This is a genomic window from Streptomyces sp. NPDC003036 (genome assembly GCF_040611175.1).
Taxonomy (GTDB): domain Bacteria; phylum Actinomycetota; class Actinomycetes; order Streptomycetales; family Streptomycetaceae; genus Streptomyces.
Window position 1 is genome coordinate 134,565 of the sequence record NZ_JBEXNO010000011.1, and the last position, 13,643, is coordinate 148,207.

A 13,643-nucleotide genomic window follows, 5' to 3' on the forward strand; every position below is an offset into this window, starting at 1 on the left:
ACCCGGCCCGGCGCGCGCACCACGCCCCCGCGGCCCCCGCGGCCGTGCGCCCCCCGTAAACCCCGTGTGTCCCCCGTGCCCCCGTTGCCCCGTTGTGTCGACTCGTCTCACCCCACCGACACGAGTTCCCTGCGCGGTCGCGGCGCCGTCCGTACTCCCATCCGCATCCGCCGCTTGGCCTCCGCCAGCGCCTCGGGGCTCAGCACGGGCTGCGGCACCACGATCCCGCAGCCCGTGCAGACGGGCCCGAACCACGGCTCCGCGCCCAGTTCGGGCCGCCACACGATCCGGTCGTCCGCGCACACCGGGCAGTTCTCCCCGGGCGCCGACTCCAGTGCCGTGATCAGTCGGCGCAGGGCCTCCGCCAGCGGCAGGGTGGGATGCAGCGACGGGTCGTCGCACCGGGCGATGCCGTTGCCGCCCCAGGTACGCCGGTGCCAGTCGTCGATCCAGCCCGGCCGGCGCAGCCCGTCGTGCTTCTCGCGCTTGCGGCGCGCCGCGAACTCCTCCTCGTACGCGAGCCACACGGCCCGCGCCTCCTCCACCTCGTCGAGCGCGGCCACCAGCCGCGCCGGATCCGGCGCCCGGTCCTCGGGCCCGAACCTGTGCCTGCCGCACAGGTGGTCCCAAGTGGCGCGGTGCCCGTAAGGGGCGAACCGCTCCAGGCACTTGCGCAGCGAATACCGCCGCAGCGCCAGATCGCACCCCGGATCGCGTACTTGTCTCGCAAGACTGCGGAAACCGGCCATCGCACTGCCACCTCCGTCGCTCGTACTTCGGCGTCGATGAATGGACGTACGAGTGCCCGTTCCGGCTCCATCGAAAAACGGATGGGAGCCATCATCGGTACATCTGGCGCGAAACGTGCCCGTCGCGCCGGTTGGGGCGAGCGGCAAAAAGTGACGGCCGCTCACCTCACCGGTACGCCAAGTACCGCCGCCGTACCGCCCGGAAGGCCGCCAGGTCCGCTTCCCAGGCCGCCGCGACGTCGTCCGTTCCCGCGCCCGCGTCGATCAGGGTGCGCACCTTCGCGGAGCCGGTCAGCTTGTCGATCCAGTGGTCCGGGCGCCACGTGAAGCCGCTCCAGGTGCGCTTCGCCGTCACCAGGAGCCCGATCCCCGTCCGTACCGGGTCGTACGCCGCGCGGTCGTGGACGTGCAGCTGCACCCCGCCCACCGTCTTGCCCTGGAACTTGGAGAAGGTGGGGGTGAAGTACGCCTCCCGGAACCGCACTCCGGGCAGCTCCAGCGCGTTCGCCGCCTCCGCCCAGCGCCGGTCGACGCCCTCCGCCCCGAGCAGTTCGAAGGGGCGGGTGGTGCCCCGCCCCTCGGACAGGTTCGTCCCCTCGAACAGGCAGGTGCCCGCGTACACCAGTGCGGTGTCCGGGGTCGGCATGTTGGGGCTCGGCGGCACCCAGGGCAGACCCGTCGAGTCGAAGAAGTCCGTCCGCCGCCACCCCGACATCCGTACCGTCGCGAGCTCCAGCGGCCGCGTCAGGAACTCGGCCTGGAACAGCCGCGCCAGCTCCGCCACCGTCATCCCGTGCGCCTGCGCGATCGGCTCGCGGCCGACGAAGGTCGCGAACGCCTTGTCCAGTACGGGCCCGAGGGCCGCACGCCCGGTCACCGGGTTCGGCCGGTCCAGCACCACGAAACGTTTCTCCGCCAGCGCGGCCGCCACCATGCAGTCGTACAGCGTCCAGATGTACGTGTAGAACCGCGCGCCCACGTCCTGGATGTCGAACACCACCGTGTCGACGCCCGAGGCGGTGAAGACGTCCGCCAGCGCCTGCCCGCTCTTCAGGTACGTGTCGTACACCGGCAGCCCGGTCGCCGGGTCGTCGTACCGGCCTTCCGAGCCGCCCGCCTGCGCGGTGCCCCGGAAGCCGTGCTCGGGGCCGAACACGGCCGCCAGGTCCACCCGTTCGTCGGCGTGCATGACGTCCACGATGTGCCGCACCTCGGCCGTGACCCCGGTGGGGTTGGTCACCACGCCCACGCGCTGCCCCGCCAGCGCCGCGTACCCGTCCGCCGCGAGCCGGTCGAAACCGGTCCGCACCCGGCGGCCGCGCTCGTGCGCGCCGGCACGGGCGGGCGCGGCGGCCGCCGCCCCCGCCGCGCCGCCGGCGATCAGCAGACCCCGTCTGGACACGCTCATCCGCACACCTCCGTGACGTTCGACCGATCCGGTCACGCACGCTAGCGCGCGCCCCGGCCGCAGGGAACGAAGCGCGCGCCGTGGCCTTCCCCCCGTACATACCGACTGGTTAGTCTGTGGCCGTTGCCGCAGTCACGACGAAAGAGGCGGGTCTCGATGAGTACGACGGTCCAGGGCGCGGGCGTGGTGGTCACCGGAGCGGGCGGCGGCATCGGCGCCGCACTCGCCCGCAGGTTCGTCGCCGAAGGCGCGCGTGTCGTCGTCAACGACATCGACCCGGGCCGCACCAAGGCCATCGCCGACGAGATCGGCGCGACGCCCGTCCCCGGCGACGCCTCCGCCATCGTGGAGGAGGCCCGTGAGGCGCTCGGCGGCACCGTCGACGTCTACTGCGCCAACGCCGGACTGGCCTCACCCGGCGACGCCTTCGCCGACGAGGACGTCTGGGCGGCCGCCTGGGACGTCAACGTCATGGCCCACGTGCGCGCGGCCCGGGGCCTGCTGCCCGACTGGCTGGAGCGCGGGCAGGGCCGCTTCGTCTCCACCGTCTCCGCCGCCGGACTGCTCACCATGGTCGGCGCCGCGCCGTACAGCGTCTCCAAGCACGGCGCGTACGCCTTCGCCGAATGGCTCTCCCTCACCTACCGCCACCGCGGCCTCAAGGTGCACGCCATCTGCCCGCAAGGCGTCCGTACGGACATGCTCACGGCCGCCGGAACGGCCGGCGAGCTCGTCCTCGCGCCCACCGCCATCGAGCCGGAGGACGTCGCCGACGCGCTCTTCGAGGGCATCGAGGCCGACCGGTTCCTGATCCTGCCCCACCCCGAGGTGGCCGGTTACTACCGGGCCCGGGCGAGCGACCCGGAGCGCTGGCTGAACAATATGAGCCACATCCAGCAGAAGTGGGAGGGCACCGGACAGTGACCGCGACCTCGATCTACGCGGCCAAGCCGTGGCTCGCACAGCTCAGCGACGCCCAGCGGGCACCGATACGGCCCGCGCCGACCGTGGTGCACGCCTTCCGCGCGGCCGTGGCCCGCGCCCCCGAGCACACCGCCCTCGCCTACTTCGACGGGCGCCTGACCTACCGCGAGACCGACGACCTCTCCGACTCGGTGGCCGGATTCCTCGCCGACCGCGGCGTACGTCACGGTGACCGGGTCGCGATCATGCTCCAGAACACCCCGCACTTCGTGCTCGCGCTGCTCGGCGCCTGGAAGGCGGGCGCCACCGTCGTCCCGCTCAACCCGATGTACAAGTCCGCCGAGGTCGCGCACGTCCTGAAGGACTCCGGGGCCACCGCCCTCGTCTGCGCGGACCGCGCCTGGGAGGCGTACCTGCGCGACACGGCCGCCGGCTCCTCCGTACGCGTCGCCCTCACCGCGTGCGAGAAGGACCTGCAGACCCGCGACGACCCGCGCGTGCTCGGTTTCGAACGGCTCCCCGCGCCGGCCGACACCGACGACCTCACCGCCGTCGCCCGCGCCGGCCACCCGGCACCCGCGGACCGGGAGCTCGGCGCCGCCGACGTGGCGCTCATCAGCTACACCTCCGGCACCAGCGGCACGCCCAAGGGCGCCATGAACCTGCACGGCGGCATCACGTACAACGCCGAACGGCAGCGCACCGGCCACGCCATCGCCGAAGGCTCCGCCTACTTCGCGCTCGCGCCGCTGTTCCACATCACCGGCATGGTCTGCGAGCTCGGCGCCTGCGTCGCCAACGCCGGCACCCTCGTCCTCGCGTACCGCTTCGAGGCGGGCGTCGTCCTCGACGCCTTCGCCGAGCACCGCCCGGCCTACACCGTGGGCCCCTCCACCGCCTTCATGGCGCTGGCCGCCCACCCCTCCGCCACGCCGGACCACTTCGCTTCCTTCCGGGTGATCTCCTCGGGCGGCGCGCCGCTGCCGCCGGCCCTGGTCGAGAAGTTCCGCGCCGGCTTCGGCCCGTACATCCGCAACGGCTACGGCCTGACCGAGTGCACCGCCCCCTGCGCGTCCGTCCCGCCCGAGAAGGAGGCCCCCGTCGACCCGGCGTCCGGCACCCTCTCGGTCGGCGTCCCGGGGCCCGACACTGTCGTCCGGATCCTGGACGAGAACGGCCGCGAGGTGCCCTTCGGGGAGCTCGGCGAGATCGCCGTACGCGGCCCCCAGGTGGTCCCCGGTTACTGGCGGCTCCCCGACGCCACCGCCGAGGCCTTCCCGGACGGTGAACTGCGCACCGGCGACATCGGCTTCATGGACCCGGACGGCTGGCTGTACGTCGTCGACCGCAAGAAGGACATGATCAACGCGTCCGGCTTCAAGGTCTGGCCGCGCGAGGTCGAGGACGTGCTCTACACCCATCCCGCGGTGCGCGAGGCGGCCGTCGTCGGCGTCCCCGACGCGTACCGGGGCGAGACGGTCAAGGCGTACGTCAGCCTGCGGCCGGGCGCCTCGGCCGAGCCCGCCGAGCTCTCCGCCTACTGCGAGCAGCGCCTGGCGGCGTACAAGTATCCCCGCGAGGTCGAGATCCTGCCGGAGCTGCCCAAGACGACGAGTGGGAAGATCCTCAGGCGGGAACTGCGTTCCCCCGCGTAGGAAGCATCGAGATCCGGACACTCGACGGACACTCGACCGACGGACTTGAGAGACACGAGAGAGGTGGCGGCACATGGCCAGGACGACGGACGGGAGCGGCACCCCCGTCCCCCAGAGGCTGCTGGCCGCCGCCACCCGGCTCTTCGCCGAACAGGGCTACGACCGCACCTCGGTCCAGGAGATCGTCGAATCGGCCGGCGTCACCAAGGGCGCCCTCTACCACTACTTCGGCTCCAAGGAGGACCTCCTCCAGGAGGTCTACGCGCGCGTGCTGCGGCTCCAGCAGGAGCGGCTGGACGCCTTCGCGGACGCCGACGCGCCCGTGGAGGAGCGGCTGCGCGACGCCGCCGCCGACGTGGTGGTCACCACCATCGAGAACCTCGACGACGCGTCCATCTTCTTCCGCTCCATGCACCACCTCAGCCCCGAGAAGAACAAGCAGGTACGGGCCGAGCGGCGCCGCTACCACGAGCGGTTCCGGGCGCTCATCCAGGAGGGACAGACCGCCGGCGTCTTCTCCTCCGCCACCCCGGCCGACCTGGTGGTGGACTACCACTTCGGCTCCGTCCACCACCTGTCCACCTGGTACCGCCCGGACGGGCCCCTCACCCCCCAGCAGGTGGCCGACCACCTGGCCGACCTCCTGCTGAGGACCCTGCGGCCGTGAAACCCGGGTCCCGGCCTTCCTGGCCGTGAATCCCCGGCCCTCGGCCTCCTAGGCGTACTTCTTCAGCTCCCGGCGGGCCAGCGACCGCTGGTGCACCTCGTCCGGCCCGTCCGCCAGCTTCAGGGTCCGCGCCGCGGCCCACAGTTCGGCGAGCGGGAAGTCCTGGCTGACGCCGCCCGCGCCGTGCACCTGGACGGCCTTGTCCAGGATGTCCACCACCGCGCGGGGGGTGGCGATCTTGATGGCCTGGATCTCGGTGTGCGCTCCCCGGTTGCCGACCGTGTCCATCAGCCAGGCCGTCTTCAGCACCAGCAGCCGCAGCTGCTCGACCGTCACCCGGGCGTCCGCGATCCACGCCTGGACCTGGCCCTGCGCGGCCAGCGGCTTGCCGAAGGCCGTACGGGACACCGCCCGGCGGCACATCAGCTCGATGGCCCGCTCGGCCATGCCGATCAACCGCATGCAATGGTGGATCCGGCCGGGACCGAGCCGCGCCTGGGCGATGGCGAAGCCGCCGCCCTCCTCTCCGATCAGGTTGGCGGCCGGGACGCGGACGCCGTCGAAGACCACCTCGGCGTGGCCGCCGTGGGAGTGGTCCTCGTACCCGTACACCTGCATCGCGCGTCGCACCTGGACGCCGGGGGTGTCGCGCGGGACCAGGATCATCGACTGCTGGCGCCGGATGTCCTCGCCGTCCGGGTCCGTCTTGCCCATGACGATGAAGATCGTGCAGTCCGGGTTCATCGCCCCGGAGATGTACCACTTGCGGCCGTTGACGACGTACGTGTCGCCGTCCCGCTCGATCCGGGTCTCGATGTTCGTCGCGTCGGACGAGGCCACCTCCGGCTCCGTCATCGCGAAGGCGGAACGGATCTCCCCGGCCAGCAGCGGCTCCAGCCACTGCTTCCTCTGGCGCTCGTCGCCGAACTGGGCGAGCACCTCGATGTTCCCGGTGTCGGGCGCCGCGCAGTTCAGCGCGGTGGGCGCCAGCTGCGGCGAGCGGCCGGTGATCTCGGCGAGCGGCGCGTACTGGAGGTTCGTCAGCCCGGCGCCGTACTCCGTGTCGGGGAGGAAGAGGTTCCACAGGCCCTGCCTGCGCGCCTCCGCCTTGAGCTCCTCCACGACCGGCGGGGTGTCCCACGGCGAGGCGAGCTCCGCCCGCTGCGCGTGCGCCACGGCCTCCGCCGGGTACACGTGCTCGTCCATGAAGGCCAGCAGCCTGGCCCGCAGCTCCTCGGTACGCGCGTCGAATGCGAAGTCCATGGGTGGGTCAGCCTTCCTGGCGGCGGAGGGTGGTGAGGCCGTGTTCGATGAAGACGGGGACCAGCTCGCCGATCCGGTCGAAACCGGCTCCGACGGTCTGCCCGAGCGTGTAGCGGTAGTGGATGCCCTCCAGGATCACGGCGAGCTTGAACCAGGCGAACGCCGTGTACCAGGGGAGGGCGGAGACGTCGCGGCCGGAGCGCTCGGCGTACCGCTCGATCAGCTCGCCGGGGGAGGGGTGGCCGGGGGCGGCCGCCGTGGTGGAGATGGGCGAGCCGGGCAGGTCCAGCCGGACGCTGTACATCGACAGCAGGCCCACGTCCGTGAGCGGGTCGCCGAGCGTGGACATCTCCCAGTCCAGTACGGCGTTGACGCGGTCGTCCTCGCCGAGCAGGACGTTGTCGAGGCGGTAGTCGCCGTGGACGACGGTGGCGGCGGGCGAGGCCGGGAGCCGGCGCCCCAGTGTGGCGTGCAGCTCGTCGATCCCGGGCAGCTCGCGGCTGCGCGAGGCGTCCAGCTGCTTGCCCCAGCGGCGCAACTGCCGGTCCAGGAAGCCGTCGGGCCGCCCGAAGTCACCGAGGCCCACCGCCTTCGGCTCCACGGCGTGCAGGTCGACCAGCGTGTCGACGAGCCCGAGGAGCGCGGCGCGCGTGCGCTCGGCGCCGAGCGGGGCGAGCTGCTCCGCCGTGCGGTACGGGGTGCCGGTCACGAACTCCATGACGTAGAACGGCGCTCCGAGCACCGACTCGTCCTCGCAGAGCACCACCGGCTCCGGGACCGGGACGGGCGTCGGGTGCAGGGCGCTGATGACCCGGTGCTCGCGCTTCATGTCGTGCGCGGTGGCCAGCACGTGGCCGAGGGGCGGGCGGCGCACGACCCACCGGCCGGTGCCGTCGGTGACGACGTACGTGAGGTTCGACCGGCCGCCTTCCACGATCCGGGCGCTGAGCGGTCCGCTCACCAGTCCGGGCCGCTCGCGGTCGAGGAAGCCGCGCAACTGCTCGGGGTCGAGACCTGGTGGATGGACTGCGCTCATCGTTCGCACCTCCGGGGTGAAGGGACTGGGGCTGGGCCGCTGGGGCCGGTCGTACGGCCAGTCGTACGGCGGTCGTACGGAGCAGCATGACCGACCAGTCGGTATGTCGTCCAGTGCCGGGCCGGAAACCGCCTGCGCGGCTCTGGCCCCAAGGTCGTGACCATGAATAGGGTTCACGTATGGATACGAGCGCTGCGCTGCTGATCGAGGACGTCCGGCTGACCCCGGTCCTCATCGCCGACCCGCCCCTCCTCAACACCCAGGGAGTGCACCAGCCCTACACGCCGCGCCTCATCGTGGAGGTCGTCACCCGGGGCGGCGTGACCGGCGTCGGTGAGACCTACGGCGACGGGGTGTACCTCGACCTCGCCCGGTCGATCGCCGAGATCCTTCCCGGGCGCTCGGTCACGGACATGAACGGCCTGTTCCTCATCGCCGACGGGGTGGGCGGCGGTGCGCGTGTCACCGAGGACCTCTCCGAGGCGGGCGTCGACGCGGGCGGTCTGCGCGGCGTCCGCACCGTCGAGAAGCTGCGCCTCTCCGTCGTCTCCGGCTTCGAGGTCGCCTGCCTCGACGCCCTCGGCAAGACGCTCGGCCTGCCGGTCCACGCGCTGCTCGGCGGCAAGGTCCGCGACCACGTCGACTACAGCGCCTACCTCTTCTACCGCTGGGCCGAGCACCCCGCCGGCGCCGGCGGCGAGCGGGACGACTGGGGCGCCGCCCTCGACCCGCCCGGCATCGTCGCCCAGGCGCGGCGCCTCGTCCGCGACCACGGCTTCCGCTCCTTCAAGCTCAAGGGCGGTATCTTCCCGCCGGAGCAGGAGATCGCCGCCGTAGAGGCCCTCGCCGAGGCGTTCCCCGGCCTGCCGCTGCGCCTCGACCCGAACGGCGCCTGGTCCGTGGACACCTCCCTGTACGTCGCCGAGCGGCTCGCCGGCGTCCTGGAGTACCTGGAGGACCCGGCGAGCGGCACCCACCGCATGGCGGAGATCGCCGCCGCCCGCACCGGCGTGCCCCTCGCCACGAACATGTGCGTGACGACGTTCGCCGAGATCCCCGACGCGTTCGCCCGCGACGCCGTCCAGGTGGTGCTCTCCGACCACCACTACTGGGGCGGCCTGCACCGGACCCGCGAACTGGCCGCGATCTGCCGGACGTACGGGATCGGCCTGTCCATGCACTCCAACACCCACCTCGGCGTCAGCCTCGCCGCCATGAACCACGTCGCCGCGACCGTCCCCCGCCTCGACTACGCCTGCGACACCCACTACCCCTGGCAGTCCGAGGACGTCATCACCGCCCGCCATGTCTTCGAGGAGGGTCGGCTCGCCGTCTCCGACGCGCCGGGCCTCGGCGTGGAGCTCGACCGGGAGCGGCTCGCCGCCTTCCACCGCCGCTGGCTGGACGACGACGGCACGCTGCGCGAGCGCGACGACGCGGCGGCGATGCGCAGGGCGGACCCCACGTGGGTCACGCCCGCCGTGCCGCGCTGGTGAACGTGGAACTCGGAAGCGGTCAGGCGTGGCAGGCCACCGGCACCCCGCCGTTCATCGCCGTCATGTCCCCGAAGACGGCCGCTATGTCGAGCGGCGCACCCTCCGGCTCGCCGTCCAGCTCCGCGTACGCCCGGTGCACGTTGGCCACCAGCCGCTCGCTCTCGCGCCACTCGGCGAACTCGCCCAGGTCCGCCTGGCGCGCCACCTCCAGGGGCGTCAGCCCCTTCGCGTGCCCCTCCTCGGCGAGCTCGGCGACGTACCGCAGATAGCGCTCGGTCGCGTCGTACGCCGCCGGGCCGGTGAGCGGGCCGTGCCCGGGCACCACGGTGCGCGCGCCCAGCGAGCGCAGCAGCTCCACCGCGCGCAGCGACCCCCGCAGCGAGCCGGAGGCCAGGAACGGCGTACCGCCCTCGAAGACCAAATCTCCCGTGAAGACGACGGACTGCTCGGGCAGGTGCACGATCGTGTCCCCGGGCGTGTGCGCCACGCCCGGGTGGATCAGCTCCACCTCCGTGGAGCCGACGTGCAGCATGAGCCGGTCCTCGTACGTGAGCGAGGGCGCGGTGACCCGGATGTCGCCGAAGTCGGTCTGCGGCCACACCAGGTGCAGCTGCTTCCCCGCCGTCAGCACCTCCCGCCGGCAGGCCCCGTGACCGACGACCGTCGCGCCGGGCGTGAAGACGGAGTTGCCGTACGTGTGGTCCCCGTGGTGGTGCGTGTTGACCACGAACCGCGGCAGAGCGGCACCGTGCTCCAGCAGCGCGTCGCGCAACCACAGCGCACGCCGCTCGGTGGCGGCGGTGTCGACGAGGACGGTGGTCTCGCCGTCCGTGATGAAACCGGCGTTGTTGAGGCACCAGCCGCCGTCCGGCTGGACGTAGGCGTGCACGCCGGGGGCGAGCTGGACGGTGTACGGATCGGTGACGGGCACCGGCGCTCCCAGGGGTCGTTGGTCAACTGTTCCGAGCGAGCCTGCCAGTTGACGTAGGCGATGGGGACAGCGGCATCGGAGTCCGCGAGGGGGAAAGATCACCAAACCGTCGGTCAAGGCGAGTTGTCGACATTCCTCTTCACTCTTCCGGGTGGTGGTGGCCTCTGGGGAAATTCGTGCTCGGTGCAGCGGAAACGCTCCGGTGAGAGATGGGCGTCCGCGCCATCTTCCGCACCTTGACCGATCACGGTGACCGGGCTCGCGTCCCGGTACACCGGTTGGGAGGCAACATGTCCACATCAACTCTGCTCTCGCGCCCCGTGGCCCCGGCGACCGCACAGGAACAGGCCGCCGTCACCGCGCTGATCAGCGCCCCGGAAGCCGCCGTCAGCGGTGCACCGGTCTACGCACCGGAAGCAGCCGGCCTGCTCCTCAGCCTGGTGCTGCTCTCCCCGAAGGAGCCGAAGGAGCCCGGGGAGCGGTGACGGCGACGGGGGCCTGACAGCTTGCCGAGGGGAGGACCACGAGCAGATGCCGCTTTCGAACGCGCCGGTGGCGGCGTACGCCGCATCGGTCGAGAGCCTGGCGGAGTGCCTGCACGAAGCTCTGCGCGAGCCCGTGCCCAGTGACGGGGTGGTGGCCGGGCACGTCCGCCGGGCCGCCGACACGAAGGCGGCGTTGGCCGCGGTGCGGGTGCTGGGACCGGACGTCTTCGCACCCGCGCTGCTGGCCGGCGTGCTGCCCGGCCCCCTGGATCGCGAGGCGGTCGCGGAGGCGTTGCGCGCGTTCCCCGTCGGTCCGGGAGAGCCGGTCGAGGCGATCGTCCTGGCCGAGGCGCAGGCCGCGGTGATCGCGCGCCCGGAGCGCCCGGACGCCGGGACCCGGCAGCACCGGACGGACGCCAGGACCCTCGCCGACGCGGACTGGGTCTCCTTTGCGCAGTGTCTCGCGCGGATGTCCCCCCTGGCTCTGCCGGGTTGCGAGAGTGCCGTCGCCGAACTGGCCCGTCGGCGGAGCCTGGATGTGAGCAGGGGAGTGGTGCGGGCGATGCTGCGGCGGGACTACCCGACAGCGGCCCGGCTGGCCCGCTGGTCGGCGCTGGTGAACGGGCGTGGCGCGGCGGAGGCTCTGCGGCTGGAGCCCGTGGTGGCGCACGTGGTCCAGTGCGGCAGCAGCAGTGCCCGTATGGCGCTGGATGTGGCCGTCCTCCAGCGTCTGAGCCCGGCCCGGCAGGAGGAAGGATGAGTCGGGACGAGGCCGTGGAGCGGCGGGACCTGGCGCGTCAGGTGTCCGCACGCGCGCTGGGATGGCTGCACCGCAACCGCCACCTGGGCTCCTTCCCCGCCGACACGTCGGCTGAGCTCGCCGACCCCGACGGCGTGTACAAGCCGCTGGGCGAATCGGCGTTGGCCGCCGGCATGGCCCGGCGTGCCGCCGGGGTCCTGCCCGACGAGGAGAACGCCGCGCGAGCACTGCTGGAGTTCGGCTGGGACCAGTTGCGGCGCGGTGATCTGCTGTACGAGCGGCAGTTGCGCTACCCGGCCATGACCGACCCGCTGGAGGTCTACGCGCCCTTCGCCGCGGCGGGCTACCGGCACGGCCGGCTGGACGGGCTGCTGGCCCACCTCACCGCCACGGGTTCCTACTGGGCGGTGGAACAGCTGCCCAACCGGCGCCTGGCCGTCGCCAACGCCGCCCGCCTCACCGGCCTGCCGGTCGACGGCGACTGGGCCTCGCTCACGGAGGCGACCTGGCTCGGACGGCGGCCCGAACCGTGGTTGCTCGACTGGATGACGGCCTACTGCATGACCCACACCGTCTTCCACGTCACCGACTGGGGCCGGCGACCGCACGCGCTGCCCGACCCTGTGGTGGAGTACCTGACGCACTGGCTGCCGGTGTGGATGGAGGTGTGGGCGGAGATCTCCGAATGGGACCTGCTCGCCGAGCTCGTCATCGTCGACGCGTGCCTGCCGCAGCCCCGGTGCACGGCGGACGTGTGGCGGCGGTTGGCGTCCGTCCAGCGTGCCGACGGACTCGTGCCCCGCGACGGCAAGCCCGTCGACAGCGGGGAGCGGCAGGCGTTCACCGATCACCACCACACCACCGCCGTGGCGGTGATGGCCGGGGCCCTGACCCTGCTCCGCGACAGCGATGCCGTACCCGTCGACTGACTCCGGGCGCCCGGCGCCCGCACCGGCACGCGCCCAGGCCGCGATCGAGGCGGCAGGCCGCCACGCGGGCACCGTCGTGGCGGTGCACGGCCACGGGGTGACCTCCCTGCTGTGCCACGGTCACACCGACCGCACCCGTACGCTCCCGGTCACCGACCGCACCCGCTTCGAGATCGGGTCCGCCACGAAGACCTTCACCGCCCTGCTCCTGGCCACCCTGGCGGCCCACGGCACGCTCGCCCTGGACGAGCCCCTCGCCTGCCACGTCCCGAGCGGAGCACTCCCGCGCGGGCCCGGAGCCACCGATATCACCGCACGCCGCCTGGCCACCCACACGGCAGGGCTGCCCCGCCTGCCACCCGGCCTGCTCCGCACCGCCCTGGCCACCTGGACCACCAACCCCTACCAGTCCTACAGCCCCGACCTCCTGTGGGCCTCCCTGGCACGCACCCGGCTACGCCACCCACCGGGCACCCGGCGCCATTACTCGAACTTCGGCGTCGGCCTCCTCGGCCACCTCATGTCCCACGCCGCCGGCCGCAGCTACTCCACGCTGCTCCGCGACCACGTCCTCCACCCGCTGGGGCTCACCGACACCACCGACGACCCCGGCTGCGCCCAGGCCACCGGCCACTGGCACGGCCGCCCCCGCCCGCCGAGCCTCATCCCCGCCCTGCCCGCCGCGGGCGCCGTGCGCTCCAGCGCCCGCGACCTCCTGCACTACCTGCGCTGCCTGGCCGCACCCGACGCCTGCGCGGCGGAGCGGCTCCCACGGGGCACCGCCTTGCGCACCGCCCTGCACACCGTGCTCCACCCCGGGCCGCCGCAACCGGACACGCCCCTGGGCTGGAGCAGACGGACCGTGCGGGATCGCCACCTGTACTTCCACAGCGGCGGCACCAGGGGCTTCACCGCCTTCATCGGCTTCTGCCCCCACCCCCTCACCGCCGTCGTCGCCCTCACCAACACCAGCCCCGCCCCGACCAGCCGGTTCGTCCAGAACGCCTATCTCCTCCTGCGGAGCCAGGCGCTCACCTAGTGGTCGTCCCAGTGCCCGCCGTGGGCGGCGTGCCGGTGCCCCTCGTGGACGTAGTCGACGTGGTCGCCGTGTGCGACGGCCGGGTGTCCGCAGCCCGTGCCGTGCTCATGGGCGTGCCCGCTGTGGGCGATGTGCTCGCCCGGCTCGCACTCGTCCCAGTGGCCCGCGTGCGCGCGGTGCAGGTGCCCCTCGTGGACGTAGTCGAGATGATCGTTGTGGGTGACGGCCTCGTGCCCGCAGGCCGGACCGTGCGCGTGCTCGTGGGCCAGGTGCTCGTGGTGGAGCGGAACGGTCATGGCGC

At 72.8% G+C, this 13,643-nt stretch carries 14 protein-coding genes; 8 read left to right on the forward strand and 6 right to left on the reverse strand.

Annotated elements, in window-relative coordinates:
• Positions 1-107: 107 nt before the first annotated feature.
• Both ABZX67_RS11080 and ABZX67_RS11085 read right to left on the reverse strand, forming a co-directional pair.
• The gene (locus ABZX67_RS11080) at positions 108-749 is read right to left on the reverse strand and encodes a hypothetical protein (RefSeq protein ID WP_355357196.1); all 642 of its coding nucleotides are present in this window, start codon (positions 747-749) and stop codon (positions 108-110) included.
• Between the two features lie 166 nt (positions 750-915).
• On the reverse strand, positions 916-2,157 hold the full coding sequence (locus ABZX67_RS11085; RefSeq protein ID WP_355357198.1) for a DUF1343 domain-containing protein: 1,242 nt from the start codon (positions 2,155-2,157) through the stop codon (positions 916-918).
• Positions 2,158-2,313: 156 nt separating this feature from the next.
• Here ABZX67_RS11085 and ABZX67_RS11090 point away from each other — a divergent pair, with 156 nt between their 5' ends.
• The 3 genes from ABZX67_RS11090 (at position 2,314) to ABZX67_RS11100 (ending at position 5,403) form a co-directional block, all read left to right on the forward strand.
• Complete coding sequence (locus tag ABZX67_RS11090) at positions 2,314-3,081, forward strand: SDR family oxidoreductase (protein WP_355357200.1); 768 nt, start codon at positions 2,314-2,316, stop codon at positions 3,079-3,081.
• On the forward strand, positions 3,060-4,736 hold the full coding sequence (locus tag ABZX67_RS11095; RefSeq protein WP_355357202.1) for an AMP-binding protein: 1,677 nt from the start codon (positions 3,060-3,062) through the stop codon (positions 4,734-4,736). The genes ABZX67_RS11090 and ABZX67_RS11095 overlap by 22 nt, the downstream gene beginning before the upstream one ends.
• Positions 4,737-4,809: 73 nt before the next feature.
• A complete protein-coding gene (locus ABZX67_RS11100) occupies positions 4,810-5,403 on the forward strand; it encodes a TetR/AcrR family transcriptional regulator (protein WP_355357204.1) in 594 nt (197 codons plus the stop codon).
• Positions 5,404-5,451: 48 nt separating this feature from the next.
• Here the strand turns inward: ABZX67_RS11100 and ABZX67_RS11105 are convergent, their stop codons facing one another.
• Together ABZX67_RS11105 and ABZX67_RS11110 are read right to left on the reverse strand one after the other, a co-directional pair.
• Positions 5,452-6,666, reverse strand: coding sequence for an acyl-CoA dehydrogenase family protein (locus ABZX67_RS11105; RefSeq protein ID WP_355357206.1), 1,215 nt, complete (start codon positions 6,664-6,666; stop codon positions 5,452-5,454).
• Positions 6,667-6,673: 7 nt separating this feature from the next.
• Positions 6,674-7,702, reverse strand: a complete 1,029-nt coding sequence (locus ABZX67_RS11110; RefSeq protein ID WP_355357208.1) for a phosphotransferase family protein — start codon at positions 7,700-7,702, stop codon at positions 6,674-6,676.
• A 179-nt stretch (positions 7,703-7,881) separates the two neighbouring features.
• Here ABZX67_RS11110 and ABZX67_RS11115 point away from each other — a divergent pair, with 179 nt between their 5' ends.
• Positions 7,882-9,198 carry an enolase C-terminal domain-like protein gene (locus tag ABZX67_RS11115; protein WP_355357210.1) on the forward strand — a complete coding sequence of 439 codons (1,317 nt, stop codon included), beginning with the start codon at positions 7,882-7,884 and terminating at the stop codon, positions 9,196-9,198.
• A gap of 19 nt (positions 9,199-9,217) precedes the next feature.
• Here the strand turns inward: ABZX67_RS11115 and ABZX67_RS11120 are convergent, their stop codons facing one another.
• Complete coding sequence (locus ABZX67_RS11120; protein ID WP_355357213.1) at positions 9,218-10,129, reverse strand: MBL fold metallo-hydrolase; 912 nt, start codon at positions 10,127-10,129, stop codon at positions 9,218-9,220.
• Positions 10,130-10,419: 290 nt separating this feature from the next.
• On the opposite strand from ABZX67_RS11120, the gene ABZX67_RS11125 reads away from it, so the two are divergent.
• The 4 genes from ABZX67_RS11125 to ABZX67_RS11140 are packed head-to-tail and all read left to right on the forward strand — an operon-like array spanning position 10,420 to position 13,342.
• Positions 10,420-10,614: a hypothetical protein gene (locus ABZX67_RS11125; RefSeq protein WP_355357215.1), complete on the forward strand. Its 195-nt coding sequence runs from the start codon at positions 10,420-10,422 to the stop codon at positions 10,612-10,614.
• 46 nt (positions 10,615-10,660) lie between these two features.
• The gene (locus ABZX67_RS11130) at positions 10,661-11,374 is read left to right on the forward strand and encodes a hypothetical protein (RefSeq protein ID WP_355357217.1); all 714 of its coding nucleotides are present in this window, start codon (positions 10,661-10,663) and stop codon (positions 11,372-11,374) included.
• Positions 11,371-12,303, forward strand: coding sequence for a hypothetical protein (locus ABZX67_RS11135; protein ID WP_355357219.1), 933 nt, complete (start codon positions 11,371-11,373; stop codon positions 12,301-12,303). The genes ABZX67_RS11130 and ABZX67_RS11135 overlap by 4 nt, the downstream gene beginning before the upstream one ends.
• Positions 12,284-13,342 (forward strand): serine hydrolase domain-containing protein, encoded by a 1,059-nt coding sequence (locus tag ABZX67_RS11140; protein WP_355357221.1) that lies wholly within the window; start codon positions 12,284-12,286, stop codon positions 13,340-13,342. Before ABZX67_RS11135 ends, ABZX67_RS11140 begins: the two co-directional genes overlap by 20 nt.
• On the opposite strand, the gene ABZX67_RS11145 is transcribed toward ABZX67_RS11140, so the two are convergent.
• Positions 13,339-13,638 (reverse strand): hypothetical protein, encoded by a 300-nt coding sequence (locus ABZX67_RS11145; RefSeq protein ID WP_355357223.1) that lies wholly within the window; start codon positions 13,636-13,638, stop codon positions 13,339-13,341. The two genes, ABZX67_RS11140 and ABZX67_RS11145, sit on opposite strands and share 4 nt — an antisense overlap.
• Between the last annotated feature and the right edge of the window lie 5 nt (positions 13,639-13,643).